This is a genomic window from Desulfoferrobacter suflitae (assembly GCF_022603395.1).
GTDB classification, from domain to species: Bacteria; Desulfobacterota; Syntrophobacteria; order Syntrophobacterales; family Syntrophobacteraceae; genus Desulfoferrobacter; species Desulfoferrobacter suflitae.
Genome location: NZ_JAIBKA010000013.1, coordinates 120,990 through 140,530 on the forward strand (window position 1 = coordinate 120,990; position 19,541 = coordinate 140,530).

23 protein-coding genes, 2 pseudogenes and 1 riboswitch are annotated in these 19,541 nt (G+C 52.3%); of the genes and pseudogenes, 9 read left to right on the top strand and 16 right to left on the bottom strand.

Going from position 1 to position 19,541, the window contains the following annotated elements; all coding sequences use genetic code 11:
- Window positions 1-9: 9 nt before the first annotated feature.
- Entirely contained in the window at window positions 10-1,233 is a 1,224-nt protein-coding gene (locus tag K1V27_RS19555) for a porin family protein (protein ID WP_258931749.1), read from the bottom strand.
- 322 nt (window positions 1,234-1,555) lie between these two features.
- A riboswitch (cyclic di-GMP riboswitch) is annotated at window positions 1,556-1,633 on the top strand.
- Between the two features lie 116 nt (window positions 1,634-1,749).
- Between K1V27_RS19555 and K1V27_RS19560 the strand changes: the two genes are divergently transcribed.
- Window positions 1,750-2,526, top strand: a complete 777-nt coding sequence (locus K1V27_RS19560; RefSeq protein WP_258931750.1) for a hypothetical protein — start codon at window positions 1,750-1,752, stop codon at window positions 2,524-2,526.
- 154 nt (window positions 2,527-2,680) lie between these two features.
- Window positions 2,681-3,361 carry a hypothetical protein gene (locus K1V27_RS19565; protein ID WP_258931751.1) on the top strand — a complete coding sequence of 227 codons (681 nt, stop codon included), beginning with the start codon at window positions 2,681-2,683 and terminating at the stop codon, window positions 3,359-3,361.
- 192 nt (window positions 3,362-3,553) lie between these two features.
- On the opposite strand, the gene K1V27_RS19570 is transcribed toward K1V27_RS19565, so the two are convergent.
- The 5 genes and pseudogenes from K1V27_RS19570 to wecB form a co-directional block, all read right to left on the bottom strand.
- A complete protein-coding gene (locus tag K1V27_RS19570; RefSeq protein ID WP_258931752.1) occupies window positions 3,554-4,132 on the bottom strand; it encodes a polysaccharide biosynthesis/export family protein in 579 nt (192 codons plus the stop codon).
- Window positions 4,133-4,260: 128 nt separating this feature from the next.
- Window positions 4,261-4,449 (bottom strand): annotated as a pseudogene (locus tag K1V27_RS22970) (GxxExxY protein); the annotation flags it as partial.
- A 317-nt stretch (window positions 4,450-4,766) separates the two neighbouring features.
- On the bottom strand, window positions 4,767-6,329 hold the full coding sequence (gene xrtD / locus K1V27_RS19580) for a VPLPA-CTERM-specific exosortase XrtD (RefSeq protein ID WP_258931754.1): 1,563 nt from the start codon (window positions 6,327-6,329) through the stop codon (window positions 4,767-4,769).
- A 96-nt stretch (window positions 6,330-6,425) separates the two neighbouring features.
- On the bottom strand, window positions 6,426-8,072 hold the full coding sequence (locus K1V27_RS19585) for a glycosyltransferase family 4 protein (RefSeq protein ID WP_258931755.1): 1,647 nt from the start codon (window positions 8,070-8,072) through the stop codon (window positions 6,426-6,428).
- Between the two features lie 115 nt (window positions 8,073-8,187).
- Window positions 8,188-9,291, bottom strand: a complete 1,104-nt coding sequence (gene wecB / locus K1V27_RS19590; RefSeq protein ID WP_258931756.1) for a non-hydrolyzing UDP-N-acetylglucosamine 2-epimerase — start codon at window positions 9,289-9,291, stop codon at window positions 8,188-8,190.
- 318 nt (window positions 9,292-9,609) lie between these two features.
- Here wecB and K1V27_RS19595 point away from each other — a divergent pair, with 318 nt between their 5' ends.
- The 3 genes from K1V27_RS19595 to K1V27_RS19605 are packed head-to-tail and all read left to right on the top strand — an operon-like array spanning window position 9,610 to window position 10,507.
- Window positions 9,610-10,098 carry a type II toxin-antitoxin system prevent-host-death family antitoxin gene (locus K1V27_RS19595; RefSeq protein WP_258931757.1) on the top strand — a complete coding sequence of 163 codons (489 nt, stop codon included), beginning with the start codon at window positions 9,610-9,612 and terminating at the stop codon, window positions 10,096-10,098.
- Window positions 10,088-10,240 carry a PIN domain-containing protein gene (locus tag K1V27_RS19600; RefSeq protein ID WP_258931758.1) on the top strand — a complete coding sequence of 51 codons (153 nt, stop codon included), beginning with the start codon at window positions 10,088-10,090 and terminating at the stop codon, window positions 10,238-10,240. The genes K1V27_RS19595 and K1V27_RS19600 overlap by 11 nt, the downstream gene beginning before the upstream one ends.
- Window positions 10,241-10,507 carry a PIN domain-containing protein gene (locus K1V27_RS19605; RefSeq protein ID WP_258931759.1) on the top strand — a complete coding sequence of 89 codons (267 nt, stop codon included), beginning with the start codon at window positions 10,241-10,243 and terminating at the stop codon, window positions 10,505-10,507. It begins immediately after the preceding gene.
- A gap of 398 nt (window positions 10,508-10,905) precedes the next feature.
- Here K1V27_RS19605 and K1V27_RS19610 read toward each other — a convergent pair whose 3' ends face one another.
- The 3 genes from K1V27_RS19610 to K1V27_RS19620 form a co-directional block, all read right to left on the bottom strand.
- Window positions 10,906-11,106, bottom strand: coding sequence for a type II toxin-antitoxin system VapB family antitoxin (locus K1V27_RS19610; RefSeq protein WP_258931760.1), 201 nt, complete (start codon window positions 11,104-11,106; stop codon window positions 10,906-10,908).
- A gap of 339 nt (window positions 11,107-11,445) precedes the next feature.
- Window positions 11,446-11,802, bottom strand: coding sequence for a type II toxin-antitoxin system PemK/MazF family toxin (locus K1V27_RS19615; RefSeq protein WP_258931761.1), 357 nt, complete (start codon window positions 11,800-11,802; stop codon window positions 11,446-11,448).
- Window positions 11,799-12,032, bottom strand: a complete 234-nt coding sequence (locus K1V27_RS19620; protein WP_258931762.1) for a hypothetical protein — start codon at window positions 12,030-12,032, stop codon at window positions 11,799-11,801. The genes K1V27_RS19615 and K1V27_RS19620 overlap by 4 nt, the downstream gene beginning before the upstream one ends.
- A gap of 831 nt (window positions 12,033-12,863) precedes the next feature.
- Here K1V27_RS19620 and K1V27_RS19625 point away from each other — a divergent pair.
- Complete coding sequence (locus K1V27_RS19625) at window positions 12,864-13,127, top strand: type II toxin-antitoxin system RelB/DinJ family antitoxin (protein WP_258931763.1); 264 nt, start codon at window positions 12,864-12,866, stop codon at window positions 13,125-13,127.
- 4 nt (window positions 13,128-13,131) lie between these two features.
- Window positions 13,132-13,401 carry a type II toxin-antitoxin system YafQ family toxin gene (locus tag K1V27_RS19630; RefSeq protein ID WP_258931764.1) on the top strand — a complete coding sequence of 90 codons (270 nt, stop codon included), beginning with the start codon at window positions 13,132-13,134 and terminating at the stop codon, window positions 13,399-13,401.
- Between the two features lie 170 nt (window positions 13,402-13,571).
- On the opposite strand, the gene K1V27_RS19635 is transcribed toward K1V27_RS19630, so the two are convergent.
- The 6 genes and pseudogenes from K1V27_RS19635 to K1V27_RS19655 form a co-directional block, all read right to left on the bottom strand.
- On the bottom strand, window positions 13,572-14,792 hold the full coding sequence (locus K1V27_RS19635; protein WP_258931765.1) for an ISAzo13 family transposase: 1,221 nt from the start codon (window positions 14,790-14,792) through the stop codon (window positions 13,572-13,574).
- 200 nt (window positions 14,793-14,992) lie between these two features.
- Window positions 14,993-15,283 carry a hypothetical protein gene (locus tag K1V27_RS19640; protein WP_258931766.1) on the bottom strand — a complete coding sequence of 97 codons (291 nt, stop codon included), beginning with the start codon at window positions 15,281-15,283 and terminating at the stop codon, window positions 14,993-14,995.
- Window positions 15,284-15,456: 173 nt separating this feature from the next.
- Window positions 15,457-15,603 (bottom strand): annotated as a pseudogene (locus tag K1V27_RS22975) (Gfo/Idh/MocA family oxidoreductase); the annotation flags it as partial.
- Window positions 15,604-15,648: 45 nt separating this feature from the next.
- The gene (locus K1V27_RS19645; RefSeq protein ID WP_258931767.1) at window positions 15,649-15,936 is read right to left on the bottom strand and encodes a hypothetical protein; all 288 of its coding nucleotides are present in this window, start codon (window positions 15,934-15,936) and stop codon (window positions 15,649-15,651) included.
- 327 nt (window positions 15,937-16,263) lie between these two features.
- Window positions 16,264-16,614 (bottom strand): type II toxin-antitoxin system PemK/MazF family toxin, encoded by a 351-nt coding sequence (locus K1V27_RS19650; protein WP_258931768.1) that lies wholly within the window; start codon window positions 16,612-16,614, stop codon window positions 16,264-16,266.
- Window positions 16,607-16,852: a hypothetical protein gene (locus K1V27_RS19655; RefSeq protein WP_258931769.1), complete on the bottom strand. Its 246-nt coding sequence runs from the start codon at window positions 16,850-16,852 to the stop codon at window positions 16,607-16,609. Before K1V27_RS19655 ends, K1V27_RS19650 begins: the two co-directional genes overlap by 8 nt.
- A gap of 281 nt (window positions 16,853-17,133) precedes the next feature.
- Here K1V27_RS19655 and K1V27_RS19660 point away from each other — a divergent pair, with 281 nt between their 5' ends.
- Together K1V27_RS19660 and K1V27_RS19665 are read left to right on the top strand one after the other, a co-directional pair.
- Window positions 17,134-17,373, top strand: a complete 240-nt coding sequence (locus tag K1V27_RS19660) for a CopG family ribbon-helix-helix protein (protein ID WP_258931770.1) — start codon at window positions 17,134-17,136, stop codon at window positions 17,371-17,373.
- Between the two features lie 138 nt (window positions 17,374-17,511).
- On the top strand, window positions 17,512-18,237 hold the full coding sequence (locus K1V27_RS19665) for a hypothetical protein (protein ID WP_258931771.1): 726 nt from the start codon (window positions 17,512-17,514) through the stop codon (window positions 18,235-18,237).
- On the opposite strand, the gene K1V27_RS19670 is transcribed toward K1V27_RS19665, so the two are convergent.
- Window positions 18,234-19,469: a glycosyltransferase family 4 protein gene (locus tag K1V27_RS19670; RefSeq protein WP_258931772.1), complete on the bottom strand. Its 1,236-nt coding sequence runs from the start codon at window positions 19,467-19,469 to the stop codon at window positions 18,234-18,236. The genes K1V27_RS19665 and K1V27_RS19670 overlap by 4 nt on opposite strands.
- Between the last annotated feature and the right edge of the window lie 72 nt (window positions 19,470-19,541).

The following is a 19,541-nucleotide window of genomic DNA, read 5'->3' on the forward strand; positions in this document are numbered from 1 at the left end:
GCCATCTGCTCAATCGAGCAGCCTGGGCAGTTCGTAAGTGAGCATCAGCCAGGCTCGAAATCGGTCGGCAGTGGCCTCCCTTCCGCCCTGGTCCCGCAGCTGATAAGCATACGAACCGCCCACGCTCAGCCAGAGGTCCTTGCTGAGGTTGCGCCTCAGAGTGGGTGCAAATTGAACATAGTTGACGTCTTCACTCACCCCCTCGCCGCCGATCTGCCTGTTGTAGTACCAGTTCAAGTCGCAGTACAGGGAAGTAACCTCGGAGAAATCATAACTCAATTTGGTTCTCAAGTAATTCCGTTCGAAGGTGCGTGCGTCCGCCGTATTGTACTGGTCCCTTCCGGCCGACAGAAACATCTTGACCCGCTCGCTCCATTCTTTTTCCAGATTGGCGAGAAAGGAAAAGCCGAAGTCGCTGGTATTGCGCGTTTTCTCGACCAATTCCAGCTGTCCGTCGATGATTTCGAAGGCGAAAAAAGGGCTTTCCGTCCAGGTCAGCAGGTAGCCGCCGCCCAGGGTGAACGTGGTGGTTTCGCTGAACTGCCGTTCCCAGAAGAGGAGCTGCTGGAGATATCGTATGATTGCGGAATCCGCATACGATCGGTACGAGTAAACGGTATCCACGCCCACGCTGTCCTTCTCGCTGAGCGCCACGGCGGGCCGCACCGCCGCCTGCCAGTAGCTGCTGTCGGGAAAGGCGTCGCTCTGGTAAGTGATCCGGCCGCCGCTGGCGGAAACCGCGCAGGAGAGCGTTTCCGAAAATTGATAGGTCTGCGTACTGCCCAATTCGTAAAGATAGCGCTCGACCCGCTGAGTGGTGATGCCCGCCTCTTCCACCTGCGATTCCAGCGTGGTGTCCTTGGTGAAGCGCGCGTTGAACTGGGACGTAAACCGTTCCGACCAGGCATGCGCCAGTGAGGCGCTGGTGTAGTTTTCCACCACATCGAGATCCTGGTTCTTGATGTACTTTTTTCCGGCCACAACGCTGTCGAATATGAACTTGGTTTGCTCGCTCTCGGCAAATATTTTGAGTTGCGGATAGGCGATCAAAATAAAATCATCGATCACATTATCGGAGCTGAATAGCACGTTACTGTCATACTCGGAAGTGGCCCGAATGGATGGATTGGCGTACCAGTCCATGGCAAAAGCCACTTCAATCCAGGCACTGAGCAACAGCAGCAGGGCCACCGCACGCGATGCCGTATGCAATTGACCATGTCGGCGTTTCAATGTGAACTCCCCCCTCCTCAAGAGTTCCAAATTCCATCTGTCAGCCCCTGACACTCCATTATGGATACAGCGTTTTTCGACTTATGTAAAGATATCTTTATGATAGAAGCCAATTATTTGCGGCTTCAGTTTGCCGGAGAGGGTCAACGAACAAACGGTGCGATTTTTTGAAAGCAATTGGTGTCCTTCAGATCCTCCTTCATAACAAAAAGTTATTGTATTATCAAAATATTGGAAATATATTAGGTAAAATATCTACCCAAATTATCCCCCTAAGAATCCCCCTTGTATGCTTGTAAAACCTCAATTAAGTTACAAACTAACCAGAAGGGGCCAAACCCATTGTGAAGTGGGGACGGAAAACCACGGGTCTTAAAATAAAGATAGCCGGGTTGCCTGGTAGAGGCAATCCGGCTTTTTTATTGGGGGAACCTGGTCAGAGCAAGAGCTGGATTGGAGTTGAAAAGGAAGAAACGGTTCATCCCTTCAGAAGGCATAGAACAGAAGAGGGAATCAATGAATAGAAAAGCTGGTTACATCATCGCATTGGCTTTCATCCTGTGCCTGGTGTTTCAAATCCGCGAAGGCTGCGCCAGCTTTTATATCGATGACTCGCCGCAGGGGGCGGCCACCTACTGGGGTGGAGACGAGCAGGTTGTGAATCTGCCCAACAGTGATTTCATCGGTACCGGCTATGATGTGAGCGGAATGACCATCAGCCTGGATGGAAATCAGATGAGCGTGAGGTTGGACGGGGATTATTTCAAAACTTATGCCGACTATTTGAATACCGGGCGAACCGATCTGGACGAGGCGATCTACGATCCGGGTGATCTTTACATTGCTTCCAAGGGTTGGAAGGCGGACAATTCTCACGCCCACTACGCCTCTGATATTTTCACCTTCCATGAAGGCTGGGATTACGTGATCGACTGGCGAACGGGCCAGCTGTACACTCTGACTTTTTCCGACGGCATCGATAATCCCATCAAGTACACCGACGTATCCAGGACAGGCCAGGCTCACACGGGAGGCTACGGGGATCCCATATCTGTGGCGACCGTGAACCTGAATCTATCCGAATATTACATGGAATTCATTTTCACCATTGACGGGCTGGATCTGCAGGACGGGTTCGGTCTGCATTGGACAATGGCATGCGGCAATGATGTGGTGGAAGGGGCGGTGAACAGCCCGGGGCCTGTCCCCGTTCCGCCATCGGTTCTGTTGTTGGGTTCGGGGTTGTTGGGTTTGATAGGATTGAATTACCGGACGAAAAGATCTGTGAGTTAGACCTAATAATCAGGGGATACCAGTATCAGAGTCAAGTATTTTTGGTTGAAGGATAGATTGAGCTTGAGCCAGTTTTTGAGATTGATGGTTTGGAGTTGTCTTTAGCTGGTCAATGAATTGAAAATCGCCACATTACTTAAAGGAGGTAAAGATCATGCGCAACTTAAATTTGAAGAAGTTATCTGTAGTCAGTGGGCTAATGTTATGTTTATTTATTTTCAACTCAACATGCTTAGCTAGTTCAGTACCCATCGTCGCTGATCCCAGCGAGAGCAGTAATACAAACAGCTACGGTCGATTTACCGGAACGATTACTTATGATGCAACAAGCAACTCCCTAGCAACCCTAACATTTAATTTGAACAATACAACGGATATTAACATAGGTGGATTTCTGACCGCATTTGTCTTTAACAACCCAGATAGCACAAAAATTACAGGTTGGTCATTGACGGGTTCTCCTACAGGTTTTCAGCTTTTCACATCAGCCTCCGCTAATCCATTTGGCACTTTCGATTTTCTGATTAGTGCTCAAGGTAACGATTTTGAGGGTGGTGGAAAGCCTAAAGGAATTGCTGCCGGGTCTTCGGGAACCTTCATCTTGTCGTTAACCGGAAATAATTTGCTGTCCCTCGACGTGCAGGATTTTATTAACGCTACAACAAGTTCAAGCAAGGGTGACCAGTTCTTTGTTGCCCGCTTCAAAGGCTTTAATAATGTAACCCCTGACAGCGATAAGGTCCCAGCAAATGCAGTTCCAATCCCCGGAGCAGCCTGGCTGTTCGGCTCTGGGTTGCTGGGCCTGGTGGCCCTGAAAAGGAAGCTAAAAGGTTAGATTCGCGAACCAGAGGCTTTTTCAAGCATTCGAATAAACTGTGACGGGCGGGATTCAAGTGAAAAGCCGGTGGAAGAAGCGGTCGCTTCCACCGGCTTTTTCTTCACACCACTGCTATCAACAACGGATGGATACACCGGCAAGCCTCAAGCCTCCAACCGTGTCTTTATCTCCACTCCTGTAGCTTCGTGCCTACGGCACCACCACCACGTCCCCTCGCTCCAGCACAATATTTTGCTCCAGGTGCCTGCCCTTTTTAACATCCTTGTAGTTGAACGGCAGGCGCACCGTTTTGTCCCCCTCCTGGCGCAGCACGGAAATTTTATCTTCGTCGGCGAAGGTGATGGGGCCGCCGGCCAAAGCCAGGGCCTGCAGCACGGTGATGGGCTTGGAGACATTGAACATGCCGGGCTTGGCGACTTTGCCCAGCACATAATACTGCAGGCTGGTGAGCTGCGTGACCGAAACATTGGCAATGGCCCCCGGTATGAACACTTTGGCTTTTTTCTCCACCGCCTCTTTGACCTGCGTTGTGGTTTTGCCCGCCGCCTGGATGTCACCGATCAGGGGAAACGATACCTTGCCGTCCGGCCTCACCACCAGCTCTCCCTTGGTGAGCGCCTCCTCGCCGTAAACCGAAATCTCAAGAACATCCGACGGCGCGATGATGTAATCGCCCTCGGCGGCAAGACAGCCCGCCGAGCCAAAACCGCTTAAGGATATGACAACCAAAGCCAAAGCCAAACCCGCAAGCCACCGACCCTCTCTCATAACAGCCTCCCTCTATTCCGATCAAAAAAACCTCTGTGCGCTCCAAGCGCTCTGTGGGAGCTGCTCTTTTTTCTCTCACAGAGGCCGCAGGGAGCGCAGAGCTTCTCAAGCAAAAAGATCCGCCACAGGTTTATGATGCGGGTTATACCATCTTTGAGCAGAACTTCGTTGAAATTTATCAACAGCCCAAGCGGTTTGTCGGCCGGCCGAAGATACGTGAGCAGCTGTTTTTTGTGCAGCGGCCGGACCTGCTCGACCGATTTCAGCTCAACCACCACCACGCCCGCCACCGGCAGGTCCATGCGGAAGCCATGTTCATCGATCTTTGTAGGTTATCGGTATGATTGAAATTCGTATGCCAGGAATTGGGAAACTCGTGTTTGCGTAGGTCAGGGTGCGACTGGAAGGAGCTCCCTGACGTCACGATTTTGTCAGGGAGTGCTGCGCACACCCTGACCTACGGAGGATTTTGCACATGCTCCAAAGCTGTTTCCAAATTTCAGTATACGATTTTTCCGTGATTTTTGTGTCCTTCGTGGTTGAATCAAGTTTGGTTGCACCTGTGTCACTCTGTGTTCTCTGCGGGCCCTGTGAGAGATATGTTCCCATGACAAGCTCTGTGAGAGCCGAACAATCACTCGGGGATGTAGTCGCGCAGCACGGCCATGAGCGGCACGGTGAACCCGTCCAGCACCGCCTGCGCATCTTCCACCGTCTGCCCGGGCCGCATCACCATCTCCACCCGCACCAGCGCCCCGTCGGTTCTGCGCCGCGTCACCCCGTCCCAGAATAGATACCACTTATTAAAATATTCACTGGTGATGATCCTTCCCCGCTGCTGAAACCAGAAGTTTGCAAGGATCCTCTCTTCTCCCTTGAACAAGACCATCTGCCCCACGGGAAAACCGCGCCCGGAGGCCGGATCGGGCGGAGCAACGCGCTTTTCCTTGAGCTCCCAGCCGCTTCCCAGCAGGCACGAGGTGGGCGCATGGGCGGAGCGCCGCGCTTCCTGAAAATGATAGAAGGGGACCAGCAGGTACAACACGTTCCCGCTGTTTGCGCTGAAATAGCTCGCCGTCACATAATCATCGGTGTGCAGCGAATTGATGATCCCATCATCCAGGTAGCTTCTCTTCCCCTGCCACCCGCCGATCTGCATGGGGAAGTCTGCGAAGCTTTTGCGCTCAGGCACGTTGGCTGTGGTCACCAGCGCACCCTGCAGGAAGAACAAACCGAGGAAGATGCCGGATGCCGCCACCAGGTGTTTCCAGCCGGAAATGCGCGCGCTGCCGGATTGAGCCGGTGCAGCGCCATCGGTGGCCGGCTCGTCTGAACCCTGCGCATTCCCTTTCCTTTGAGATATCTTCTTGAGGACGGCGCTCAAGGCCAGCACAAAGCCGATCGAGACAAGGAAAATAAGCCAGCCGGAAAAATCGTGGTAAAATCCTTCCTCGCCGAACTTTACCGAAACGTGGCGCATGAGCAGGGCAACCACCACGATCCGCAGCGAATTGATGACGATGGAGACGGGTACCGCCAGAATCACCAGCAAAACCCGCTCCCACAGGGTTTTGTTGAACAGGTAGCCGGCCACCAGCGCCACCAGGATGGTGGAGACCAAATAGCGCAGGCCGCTGCAGGCATCCACCACCTGCAGCTGGGCAAACCCGAGGTCGATGATGTTTCCTTCGCGAAAAGCGGAGAAGTTGATGAGGTGCAGCAAATCCACCGCAATGGAGGATGACAGCAGGCGCAATTTGAATGTGAGCAGATTGGTGATGAAGGGTGGAGCGGGAATGGCAAACGCCAGGACAAAAAGCGGAAAAGCCAGGGGCCTGAGGGATCGAATCCCGAACAGCAGGACGGAGACGGCAACGATGGAGACCCACATGGAAACAAACGTGATGGTTTCAAGCGATCCCAGACGTCCCATGATGAAAAACATGGCGGCAGCGCCCAGCAAAAGGTATCCGGGCCAGGTGCTTCCACCCCGCCGGCGGCGCAGCCGGTCTTTGTTCAGGTAAGCGAGATAGGCCGCCAGGGGCGGCACCAGGTAGCAATAGGAATAGTCCTCGTTGTTCCACTGCCGGGTGAGGGAAGCGAGCGATTCCCAGTAGAGCAGCGACCAGCAGGCAGCGAACAGAAGCAAACCGAAAACGGTCTTTACATCGAAGTTTGATTCAATCTTACTGTTCATCGCAACGTTGATCCCAACCTCCCATGAAGCCTGCGCATACCGGACAGGACCGCAGTGAAGTGCGGCTGGAAACGGGGGCCGTCAAACCATCCCCTGTCAGATGATCCACGGCCAGAAGGCCATGGCAAAATTCAGCCCCAACGAAGTCAGCATGCCGCCTATCAGGACGTCCATCCGGTTTCGCAGTTTGTAGAGAACCAGTTCAAAAGCCAAAAACATCAACATGATCATGAGTGCAATGCGGTGCACGTGGTATTCCCGTATAAAATCCGAAGGGAAAAAGAACACCAGAGCCACCGCGCTGAGGAGCAGATAGTCCATCGTCACTATAGGCATTTTCTCATAGGAAATAACCAGATAACCGCAATAAAAGAGTGCGATGACGGCAAACAGGTAGGTCAGAAGGCGGCCCTGAGCGGGAGCCCACATCATGGGATTGGTCCCCAGCTCGAGTGTTACAATGTAGTAGACCCCGGCAAAATAGGCGGCAACGCGCGTGGTGATCTCCAACAGCCCATGTTTGACAAATCTCGCCAGCAAAAGGGCCGCGGCAAAAATTATGGAATAGACTCCGATGTCTTCGGGCACAGGCCTGATCCACACGGGGGCCGCCAGATAAAAAATCCACAAACCCGCCAGCAAACCAAACGACATGATTCGCGCCGCCCCGTTCCTCAGAGCGACGATGTACAGACCCGCGCTATGTTCACTTGGAGCACCCGCCGGGCCGGGCCGCTCCCGGATGATCCGCCCGTAAAAGAACAAAAAGGCCACACATGCGCCAATGACTGCAACGTACGCGGCGGCGACAAGATAATCTTCATACGGGCTGAGGGTGAGCCCCAGAATGATCAGGGCAAGCTGCGTGCCGTAGATGGCGATGACCGCCTGGTGATGCTTCAAGCCCAGCTTCAGCAGCTTGTGGTGCAGGTGGCGTTTGTCCGGTTCGAACAACGGCCGCCTTTCGGCCAGCCGTTGGAGCATCACGGTCATGGTGTCGATCACGGGGACGCCGATGAGGTAGAGAATCAAAACCGGATGGTAAGCCGTTTCCTGCTGTGACAGACTGAGCATGGTGTAGCCCACCATGAACCCGAGAAACATGCTGCCGGTATCGCCGAGAAAAACCACGGCCGGATGCGCATTGTAGCGCAGGAAGCCGATGATGGCGCCCGTCATGCACACGCACAGGACGAGCGTCTGCAGGTCGCGGTTAAAGAACGCAAGGGCGCCGCTGCTGAAAAAGATGAGCAGGCAGATCCCGCCGGCGAGCCCATCGAGGCCATCGGCCAGGTTGATCAGGTTGGTGGTGGCCACCAGAAAGAAAACCGCCAGCGGAAACCCAAAGCTGCCGCATCGGAAGTCCACGCCCGGCCACAGCTCGCCCAGACTGTGAAACCGCAGACCGCTCACGGCAAGAGCCGCCACGGCCGCCACGACCTGCCCGAGAAACTTCCAGCGGTGATCCAAATCGCGGCTGTCATCCACAATTCCCAAAACGAGAAGCATTCCGCCGCCCAGTAATACTCCGCACACCAGCCGGGATAGGGGGAGGAGGAAAACCAGGGGGATCAAGGCGCCCACCAATATGGCGAGCCCGCCGGTCCTGGGAATGATCCCCGAATGGACCTTGCGGGCATCGGGCACGTCAACCATGCCCACACGTCGCCCCACCTTCATGAAAGGCGGCACCAGGACAGTGGTCAACACCACGGAAACAAAAAGGTTGAGGAGAATCGTCATGTTCTATCGAATAACGCCGGGTTGAATTGAATCCCCTGCTCCGCGCTCTCTGTGTGCTCTGCGAGAGAAAAAACGCATCTCGCAGAGTTCACAGAGGCCAAAGAGGAAAGGTTTGTCAGGTTTCCGTCCTCTCGCCCCCTGCGATAACCTCCCAAATCCTTTCCGCCGCTCGGCCATCCCACCTGGGCGGCACGCCGCCTCTCTTTCCCCTGCCACTCAAACTTTCCCGGCAAGCCCTCAGTATCGAATCCCGTTTCACTCCCCCCAGGATGTTGGTCCCCATCTGGATGGTGATCGGCCGCTCGGTGTTTTCCCGCAACGTTACGCAGGGCACTCCGAGGGCCGTCGTCTCTTCCTGCAGGCCGCCGCTGTCGGTCATGACCATGAGGGCGTCTTTCCATAGATACAGCGACTCCTTGAATCCCAGCGGCGATAACAGATGAATTCTTGGCGAAAGCTCGACGCCGTGCACCTCCATCATTTTTCTGGTGCGCGGGTGCACCGGAAAGATGATGGGATACTCTGCGGCCACCTCATTCAAGGCATCCGCAATTTCCAGAAAGCTTTCCCTGCTGTCCACGTTGGCCGGGCGATGGAGGGTCAGGAAAACGTACTCTCCCAGGCCGTCCTTTAAACTCACCGTGGGAAAATCCGCCTTAGCCCCATTTTCCAGCTTTTTCAGCTGATGGAGCAGATTGTCGATCATCACATGCCCGACAAAGTGGATGCGCTCTTTGGGCTTCCCTTCCCTCTCCAGGTTTTCAATGGCGCTCTGCTCAGTGACGAAGAAGTAATCCGTAATGGCATCGGTCACCATCCGGTTGATCTCTTCCGGCATGGTGAGATCGAAGCTGCGCAGTCCCGCTTCCACGTGCGCCACCTGAATGAGCAGCTTTTTGGCCACGATGCTGCAGGCCAGAGTCGAATTCACATCGCCCACCACCATGATGAGGTCCGGCTTTTCCTGAACACAGACGTTTTCGAAGGCCACCATGATCTTCGCCGTCTGCTCGGCGTGGCTGCCGGAACCAGCATTGAGAAAGAAATGCGGTTCGGGAATCTCCAGGTCCTCAAAAAAAGCCTGGGACATTTCGTAATCATAATGCTGCCCGGTATGCACCAGCTTGCAGACAACACTCGGGTGCTTCAACGCCTCCCGATAAATGGGAGCAATCTTCATGAAATTGGGGCGCGCCCCGGCAATCAGCAGTACTTCCATCTCTCTCCTTCCAACTCTTTCATCTCTCCTCTGAGCTCTCTGCGCCCTCTGTGGGAGAAAAAACGTATCTCACAGAGACCACAGAGCTTACCACAAACCCACCTTGTAGGTCTTTCTCTTCTCTGATTTCCTCGCTGTGTTCCGCCCGCCCTGCCTTCCGCTCTTCCCTTTCTTTCACCGCCAAGCCGCCAAGTCAATATAAAGAAACAGAACTCAACGTTTGTGCCTTCCCTTCCCGTTGCTCTTTTATTCAGATGGGCTTGACGTTTCGCACCTAAAGGGTCATCTTGACTAAGTAAATCCAGGAAGGAGCTGCAAATGAGCGGACAAACCATGAACGTAGCAGAAGCGAAAAAGCACTTTTCTGAGATCCTCGGACGGGTCGCCTACGGCGGCGAGCAAATCATCATCACCAAGAGGGGCAGGCCCCTGGCAAAACTGGTTCCCGTAGAGGAAGAAGATAAGCATTTGGCAGATGCTGAAGGCCGGCTGGACGATGACGACGAATTCTTTACCGTGCTGGATCAAATCATGCGCGGGCGAGGTGCGCATTTGCCAAGAGTGGAGAAAACAATGAAGCAGAATATTGCTTTAAGCCTGGACAAAGAGCTGATCAGGAAGATCAGAGTCCTTGCCGCCCAGAGGCAAATATCAATCAGCGGGTTGCTCGCTCAAGAGCTGAGAGCAATGGTGGAAGATGAAGAACGCTACGAATGGGCCAGAAAGAAGGCCCTTGCCAACCTCAAACAGGGCTTTCATCTGGGTGGTGAGATAACCGCCACCAGAGAGGAGCTGCATGAAAGGTAGAATTTTCGTTGACACCAACGTCTTGATCTATGCTCACGACCGGGATGCCGGACGCAAACACGATGTGGCTGCGGCGCTGCTGGAAGCACTATGGAAGGAAGAAGCGGGAGCCATCAGCACTCAGGTGCTTCAGGAATTCTAGGTGAACGTTACCCACAAGATTCCCAATCCTCTCTCCCCATCACAGGCGCGCGGTATCATTGAACCGTATAGTGCGTGGCATCTGGAGGTCAATGACTTCGCGTCCGTCCTGATGGCTTCGGAGCTTGAGGAGCGCCATCGGTTGTCATTTTGGGATGCGATGATTGTTGCGGCGGCCTGCCGGGCGAAGGCTTACAAGATCATAACGGAGGACCTGAACCATGGCCAAAACATCGACGGAGTGCTGGTGGAAAACCCGTTTCTTTAAGTGCGCAAGAGGATAGTGCACTTGTTGGAATTCGTGGATTGTGAAAGGGATATGTTGTGCAAACATCAAAAAGTCTCTGTCGGTTGTGAGAATCGAAAATTCTGTCCATAACGCAATTGCGCAAATCAAGAAATCGGTGTTCGAGCCTTGAATTCCCTTTCTACGGCAAGTATTAAAAAGCCTTGCGGCAGAGACATAGTCTTCCGTGCTGATTGGCAGATCGGAGAAGGCGTCAAGATGGCTTTTCAGTAATTTGAACTGTTTCCCTTGGCGAATCGGCCCGATCATTTGGACGCGACGCTCCTCTATCAGAATTCTAAGCTCTTGGACGGCCGCGCAATGATCTGGACTCTGACGACGCGACGCCGGAGACCAAACACAAGTGTCAACGATTACCATCACGTCCGCCGTCTCTGTTCCTTGTAGTCATAATCAGGATCATACTCGACCTTGCCAAACATGGAAAAAATTCCAGTTTGCTCCAGATGCTTTATATAATCGATCAGGGCTTGCCTCACCGCCGCTTTCTTGGACTTATGTCCTCCAAGTGTAACGGCTTTTGCAGCAAGATCATCGTCAACTGTAAGGTTTGTCGGCATTTCCTCCGCCTCCTCTCAGTTCAGTGATTCTTCTTTTTGTAACCGCCAAGTCCCCAAGGCGCCAAGAGATATTCTACCGAGTTCTCTGAAAGAGGAAAAACCATCTCACAGAGACCACTGAGAACACAGAGTATAGGGTTTTCTCTCTGGTATTTGCTGCTTTTTTGCCGCCGGCCCTTAGCCCGCAAGTCGCTGGAAAGCTGGACCTATTCAGCAAATTCGCGTCTGCACCACTTCTATTGGTCGCATTTTATGCGCCATAACCCATCCGCTTCCTGCACCCTCAGCGTCTCCGCGTCTTGGCGGTTCATTTTCTTTGCTGCTCTTCCGTTCTTTCTTCTAAACCAGGTCAAAGACGATTTTTAGAGCTTCGTCCATGTCTTTTAGTTCTTCAGGCGACAACTGCCCCCGGATTTTAACCAGTCGATGACGGTGATCAATAGGACGTGTTTGCAGGCAGTCAGCTATGGACTTCTTGGACAAACCGTTTTCAGCAGACGGATGAACTTCAATATTTGTCTTGATGCGAGCCTTCTTGGCACTCCAGTCGGTGATCGGCACGACTTGAATAACCGGTACACGCTCATTATAAACGTTATTGGTAACTACGACACAAGGTCTGATTTTGCCCGTTTCCGAACCCAGGATGGGGTCCAGGTTCACATCTATAATCATGCCTCTAACCAGGCGCGTCATTCGGGCCATCCAGCAAGTGCTGCTGCAGTCAATTCCCTCACGTTTCGGTCTTCAGCATAAACCTCAGCATACAAGTCAGCCGATCGTCTCAAGGATTCAGATTCCAGCTGTTTCTTGAAATGCTCGATGGCTTCACGCAACATTGAACTTTTGTCTTTAAACCCGTAGGCTCTGTATGTGTTCAGGAAGTCAGCCTGTTTTTCATCGATACTGAATTTAGATTGGACCATGGTGGGCCTCCTTGCAGACTATATTTAAGGTCTAATTATGCGACCCTATTCTAGCCCCTAAAGAGCGATCGGTCAATACTGCCCGCTTGACAACCAGCAATTCTCATTTTGAACATCTTCAATGCTCGACCACTACGACAATGTGCTTTCCGTTTCGGATGGTATCATACCACCTGGAAAATAAGCGAGATACTTCACATCGAGCAGTGCGACGAATTGATCAGGTGCTGCGAGGGTCTCAATCAATTGGGTGCGATGTGCAGGTAACAAGTCGGGATGATTCCGGGCAATATGAAATTCTCGCTCTTGGATCATTGTTCGGGAAGCCCAGTCACACGTATCCGGCCAGACCGGATCACCACAAAACGACCTGCGAGCCTCTCGGTTGCCTGCTCGACGAAATCGGTTATTGTTTGCGGCCATTCCTATCACGTCCTCGTCCGCAATCCCTGGGCGACACTCTTTTACCTCTGGATTAAAGTACTTTTCAGAAACTCGTGCTTTTTGTGGTGGTGGAAAATCCGAGTTTCATGGCGCGCCGATAAAGCTGTTCGGGTATTTCCGTGGTCACCGTCTTTGTCTTAGTAGTTCAATCCTGCATTCGAAATTCTGCTGTTCAGTATTCTGCTGTTCAGTATTCTGCTGTTCAGTATTCTGCTGTTCAGTATTCTGCTGTTCTACGGTTCTCTTTTTCCGCCCCATGCCATCTCCCCCTTTGCCTGACAAACCTGCCAACGTCCCCCATTTTCTCACAATTGTGCCTTCTTGGAGTTGACCCCCCTCCGTGATAGCATATAATAGGCTATAAGAACCTTATGAGTGGAGGAACCTATGGGAACCAGAAAAACAGCGACAGCGAGGGCACTGATAGATCCTGAGGTAAAGGAGAAGGCAGAGAGCATACTCAAAGAACTGGGATTGTCGGTCTCGAATTCAATTGAGTTGTTTTACCGGCAGGTTGTTGCTCAACGAGGGCTTCCTTTTGATCTTCAGGTGCCTAACGAAATAACGATGAAGGCCATCAGAAATTCAAGGGCGGGTCGGGGGAAGAGATTCACAACTGCAGATGACCTTTACAAGGATCTCGGGATTTGATCATATGCGCTCCATAAGGCGTGATATCCAATTCAAGAGGGATGTCAAGCTCTTGATCAAACGCGGCAAAGACATGGGCAAGCTGAAGGAGATCATTGATTGCCTTGTGAAGGGCGGGAAGTTGCCGGCGCGGAGCAGAGATCATCAACTCAAGGGGACCCTCAAAGACTGCAGGGAATGCCATATCGAGGCGGACTGGCTACTCATCTATCGTATCGAAGGAAGTGAATTATGCCTGGTCCGCACGGGTTCTCATTCAGACCTGTTTGGATAGGGAAACTTCTCGTGCTTGACGATTGAAGATTCACTGTTGGCGGGGTTGCCAATTTTGACCCCAAAAAGTGAATAACGGACCTTGTAATTTTAATTACTTGCGAGGATGGGCAGCAGAACTATTCGAGTAACTCAATCGGTAAGTGCGTGTCACAAAATAACATTTACAGTTTATGCGGATTGTGGGCGTATAGCATAGTTCCACTCGCCATGGAATTCGTCACGGACGATGTTGACCTGGCGCAACTCCTTGTCCGAAACCTTAATTCCTTTGGGATACTTATTGGTATCGAGCTCGCACTTGACTGTCAGGCCTGTGCGGGTCTTCGTTGAAGCAATGAGGTTGACGATCACTTCATGACTCACAAGAGGTTTACCCCGCCAATTCTGACTGATGAAGGAAAAGAGTCGATGCTCGATCTTGTTCCACTTGCTGGTGCCCGGTGGGAAATGGCAAACCGATATGACAAGACCAGTTTCGTTGGCGAACTTCTGCAACTCGATCTTCCAGAGTCGAACTCTCGCCCCGTTGCTGCCGCCACCATCAGCGGTAATCAGAAGGCGAGCCGCCTTCGGATAAGCTTCCCGTCCCATGGTAATCCACCACTTGCGGATGCTTTCCACGGCAAACGTTGCAGTGTCATGGTCGGTTCCGACATTGACCCATCCGGTATTGCGGGTCTGGTCGTAAATCCCGTAGGGGGCCACTTTTCCAAGTTCGGGGATCTCAAAATCGTAGACGCGGACTTTTTCCGGGTTGCCCTTTGGTCGGAGCTCCCGTCCACCGTTCTTGAAGTCACCCACACGTTCCTTCTTTTTTGTGTCCACCGAAATAACAGGCTGGTTACAAGACTGAAACTCCTTGACCTTCCCGTGAATGTGCTCAAACTGGGCATTCCGGTCCGGATGCGTGCCTCCCTCAGCGGTCTTTCGGTTCGCCTGCAGACTATAGTCCATCGCGTGAAGGAGCTCGGCAACCATCCGGTGACTGGTCTTATGTCCCATTTTCTTCAATTCATCGGAAAGATTACGCACACTCTTAGCCGTCCATCGCAATGGCGATTCGGGATCTCCTCTTGTGACGGGTTCAATGAGTCCTTCCAAGTCACTTCGAAGTGTCTCGTCAACTTCGATGGTACGCTTTCGTCCTCCGCCTTTCTTGCGCACACGCACCGCAGAGGACTTCGCAGAAGCCTCCTTTGTCGTTTCATCAAGAAGCTCTTTGCACCCCATAGTGATCGTTGGCCGCGAGATCCCTGTCGCTTGAGACGTCACGGAGATGCCTCCACGGCCAAGAACCAGCGCCTCGGCAGCCACGTAGAGTCGCAGCTGCCTCTCGTTGAGCAGTGGAGCCAGAAATTCAAATCGTTTTTTGATCAGTTCTTTCTCCATGACAGCAGTATATCATGGCAAGAAAGAGTGTAAAGTTTATTTCGTGACAGGCACTAAGCCACGGGTTCGACCAGTGAGACTTGCAAAGCTTTGAACGTTCCAGGAGTAGAATTCTCCTCTGGTGGCTTGATGAGTTTGATTACCGGAGGAGAATCTCAAGTCTGCTCCAAATTCAAGGACGGCGTTTCTGTGGGGTCCGGTCAGCGAGCTGCCGCGTCCAAGATCGCCTTGAACTGTTCCATAGAATCGACGGTGGCACCCTTCTTAAGGAGTAGTTTGAGCGTCTGCAACTCCTCGATCTTTTCAACCTCACTGACAATCGATTGCGGGACGACTTCGAAGCGGACTTCGAGAATATCAAGAATGTTTTCCCGAGCCTCTTGGAGCTTTCCTTGCTGCAGTCCTTGCTGCAGTCCTTGCTGCAGTCCTTGCTGCAACCCTTCTTGCAACCCTTCTTGCTTGATCAAATCATAGGCGGCAGACTCGACCATAATATCCCTCCTGCGGGAAAGAATTTGACGGGGAAGGTCAGTCGAAACCAGCCCCGAGAAAACGTGACAGGATCTCTTCTCGGCATTTCTCCAGCAAGACTTTAGCCGCAATGTCGTAATGCATCCAGTGGACCTTCCCTTCCCCGTTCCCTGTTTTGCACACATCCAACCTCTTATGCGGTGCACCGCATAAGAGGTTTGCCGGCAGCCAAGGTGCTTTTCACATATTCAAAGTGGCTGTCATGGCGAGTGGCAATGAAAACCGTGTTGATCTCATCGTCTGCAAAAATATCGGCGGGATTGGTGGTAGAGAATTCGAAGCCAAAGCGTTCGCCGGCTTACAAGAGATTGGAAATATTCTTCGATCAGCACAATTGGGTGTTCCTGAGATCGTCATAATCGCGCTGGAGTTTCTCCAATGTCTCATATTCACCGGCCCAGCGGATATATTCCATGTCATCACCAAGCTTTCCTTCGCTGAACTGCCGATAGAAATCTTCGCTAGCCATTCCCAATCTGTTTTCCAGTTCCTGTAACTTTGCTTTCGTCCCGGCAATACCGAATTCTATAATCCTGAGCTGGTTATCCACAGCCGCCTGGATGAGGACCTTCACATTCGTTGCAGCCTGTGGCTCGATGGTTACCCGCACCATAATCGATATACTCCCTATTCTATGTGCTCCATCCTAAATCAATAATCATTTTTAGAACAACATGAGCTTATCTGTAAAAACAGGGCGAGAAAAAATGCATCTCACAGAGCCCTCAAAGGCCGCAGAGTTTATCCCAACCCACCTTGTAGGTTTTTCTCTCCCCTGCTTTCCTCGCCCTTTTCCGCTTTCCCTACCTTCCGCTCTTGTATTCTGTCCTCAGTCCTCTGTCCTCTGTTTTTTCACCACCAAGGCGCCAGGGCACCAAGTCAACACAAAGAAAAACCAATCAACCCTTAACGAACCCCTTAGCGCCTTCGTGAAGCCACATTAGATCGCCAGCACTTGTCGAAGAGAATTTGTAATCAATTCCAACTGCTGCGGCTCAACGCAACCGAGATTGCGAACAAGCCGTTCTTTGGATATGGTCAGTATCTGCTCACACTTCACAAAGGATCTGTCTTTCAGGCCATTGCGCTTGGAGGGGTCAATAGATACGTGAAATGGTACAGGTTTTCCTTTGGTGCTTAAAGTTAGCACAATCGTGTTGGGATAGCGTGGATTCAAATTAGCGGCATCGGTTTGCACCACTACTGCCGGCCTGGTGCCGGCCTGCTCAGATCCCCGACTCGGAGACCAGTCTACCAGCCAAATCTCCCCACGACGTACCTCCTTACTCACCTTTCAATACCACCTCTCTTTGGGCATCTGCAGCAAACTCGACGTTTGCTTCCTCCATATCTTCGCCAACCAGACCAAAGGCGGCAAAGAGCGTGGCGGCCTCTTGCTCAGCCAGCTTTGCGGCTACGGCCTCCTGTAAGAAGGCGGTAATACTACGGCCTTCATGTTCCGAGGCCTTCTTGACGCGTTGGTAAAAATCCGGATCGAAACGCAGCGTGAAAGCAACTTGATTTTTCATGACATCACCTCAAGGTTGTTCGATTTTACAACCAAAAATATACATCAAACGGTGATGCAATGTCAAATTCACCCCTTGAAAAAAGAAAAGCACATCTGCCCCTGGCCCCTGGCCCCTGCCCCCTGCGCTATGCCCTTTGCCCTCTGCCCTCTGCCCTCTGTGAGAGAAAAAAATGCATCCCACCGAGCCCACAACACTTGGCGTTATGCTCGGTTTTTGATTTTTTCGGCTACATAGGTGAAAAAACAAAAAATATGGACCGTAAAAAGACAGGAAAAGACATGCATGAGAGGGTATCAATAACAGTGAGAATTCCAACCGTCGACAAACGGCGTCTCGAAGCTCTGGCTGACTCTACTGGACACACTAAAGACTCCCTTGTTGCCAAGGCGATTCAAGAGTACCTGGACAACCAGTCTTGGCAGATTGAAGAGACCAAGAGAGCCTTAGCTGAGGCGGAAACCGGGGATTTTGTTACTGACCGGGAAGTGGAGGCATTTTTTGCCGAGTGGAAAGTGTGAGGTCTCAAGGAAGAGCTCGCCGAGGCCAAACTCGACCTGGTTGCCAAAAGAGGATTGCTCCACACCATAAACCTGGCCGATGAAGTTGACTCCTTTGCCTTTACCTGTCCAAAATTACCCTCGGATACAGAAGCCCGCATGGGGGTACGAAGAGACCCCAAAAATCCCAACCGCAAGGAAAAAATCTTTGGCTTCAATGCTGTCATTGCAACTGCGGTTGAGCTGACTCTCGGCATCGAGCTTCCCGTCGCCTGCATCACCATCGCCGGAAACTCCCGGGAGGGAAACCAGTACATCCCCTTGAAGAAACAGATTGCCAAGTATCAGGGAAGAACGTCAAAAATTGAATTGGCCGACGCCAAGTATGATGAATTGCACAATTACGAATTTTCCAGAGCCCATGGAGCGATTCCCATCATCGACTATAACGTCAGAAATGAGAAGGTCAATCTCCCGGCATTAAAGCAAAGAGGCTATGATCAAAACGGCTGGCCGTATGCCCCATGCGGCGCCCTCACCCGGCCCAACGGTTTCGACTTTGCCTCCCAAAGAGCCAACTTCAGCTGTCGCCGGCAGTGCCTGGAAACTTCGAATCCAGACATCAAAAAATTTGCCGATCATTGTCGCCACTGGATCAACTATCAGGGCTTCAGTACCCATATGTCCAACAAGCAATTTCCGCGGCTCATTACAGAAGTTATTCGCGGCACCCCAAGGCACAAAGAATTGAAAGCAGATCTTGCCGCTCAGTTCCCCATCCGGCACTTTGGCGGCCTGCGTGGAGCCGTCTTGGATTGCCTCTTCTCAAAGTTTTTCACCCTGCGCTCCTCTGTGGTTATCAACTGCCTGCCCCCAAGCCGCTAGATTGCTAACTTCAAAGTCGCAGTCTTCTCAACCAACCGAAGATAGCGCTCCGCCAAAATATCCCTGCTGTAGTGCGCTTCCACGAAGCGCCGGCCATTGAGGCCAAGCTTCTCGACTCGATCCGGCTCCTCTGATAATGCGAGCACCGTTTGCGCCAGTTCGTTATAGTTTTCCGGCTCAATCCAAACGCCGCAGCCGCCTTGTTCCACAATGGCCCTGCTTTCTCCCTCCACCCCCAGAATGATCGGCCGCTCCATGGCCATCGCCTCAAAGATTTTCGATGGAATCACGGTCTTGAAAAGATCGTTTCTTTTCAGCAACACCATGCTGGCATCCGATGCCGCAAGAAATTCCGGTATCTTTTCTTTCGGCTGCTGGGGGAGCATCAAAACGTTTTGCAAATGGAGCGACTCCTTCTGTCGCAGGAGTCTTTCGCGCTCGGCCCCATCGCCAATTAGGAGAAATACGATCTGATCCTTGCCGCGCAAGATCTCTGCAGCTTTCAAGACCGTATCGAGCCCATGCGCCATACCGTGAGTTCCGATATAGGAGGCCACGAACTTGTCCTTTAACCCGAGAGCCTCCCGCACCCCGTTTCGCTTGGCCATCGGCCGGAACTGCTCGAAGTCGGCACCGTTGGTCAGCACCGAGATGCACTCGGGCTCAACCCCCCGGCTGATGATGTGCTGTTTAAATGAACGGGTCACGGAAACGATGTGATCGGCCCGAAAGTACAGGAGGTTTTCGAGCCCTTCCAGCAGCCGGATGATACTCCGATGTTTAATAGCTCCCACCGCAATGATCGATTCGGGCCACAGGTCTCTTATCTCCAGCACCCAGGGGCGGCGCTTCAGCAGGGACACCCACAGGCCGGCCATGCCGCAGAAGAACTGGGGCGATGTGGATATGACCACATCCACATCTCTGACCAGCGGAGAAAGCGCCGTAGCTGAAAGCATATAGGAGAGATAATTGCAGGTGCGCTTGAGGAAGCCTTCGTTGGGGCTCAGGTAAGTAAGTACGCGCAGGATGCGGATGCCGTCCTTTTCGTCCCACTGTCTGAGGCGGTTGCGGTATCCCGGGTAAACTATGCCTCGCGGGTGATTGGGGGCACAGGTGATAACGGTGACTCGGTGGCCGCCTTTAATCCATCTTTTGGCGTTTTCATAGGTGCGGGAAGCGGGGGCATTCACTTCCGGCGGGAAGTAGTGGGTGAGAAATAGTATGTGCATTGGTGCTTCCTTTTGAACCCTAAGACACAAAGGAACAAAGGGGTTCACAAAGTCTTTTTCAGTTTTTCTTTG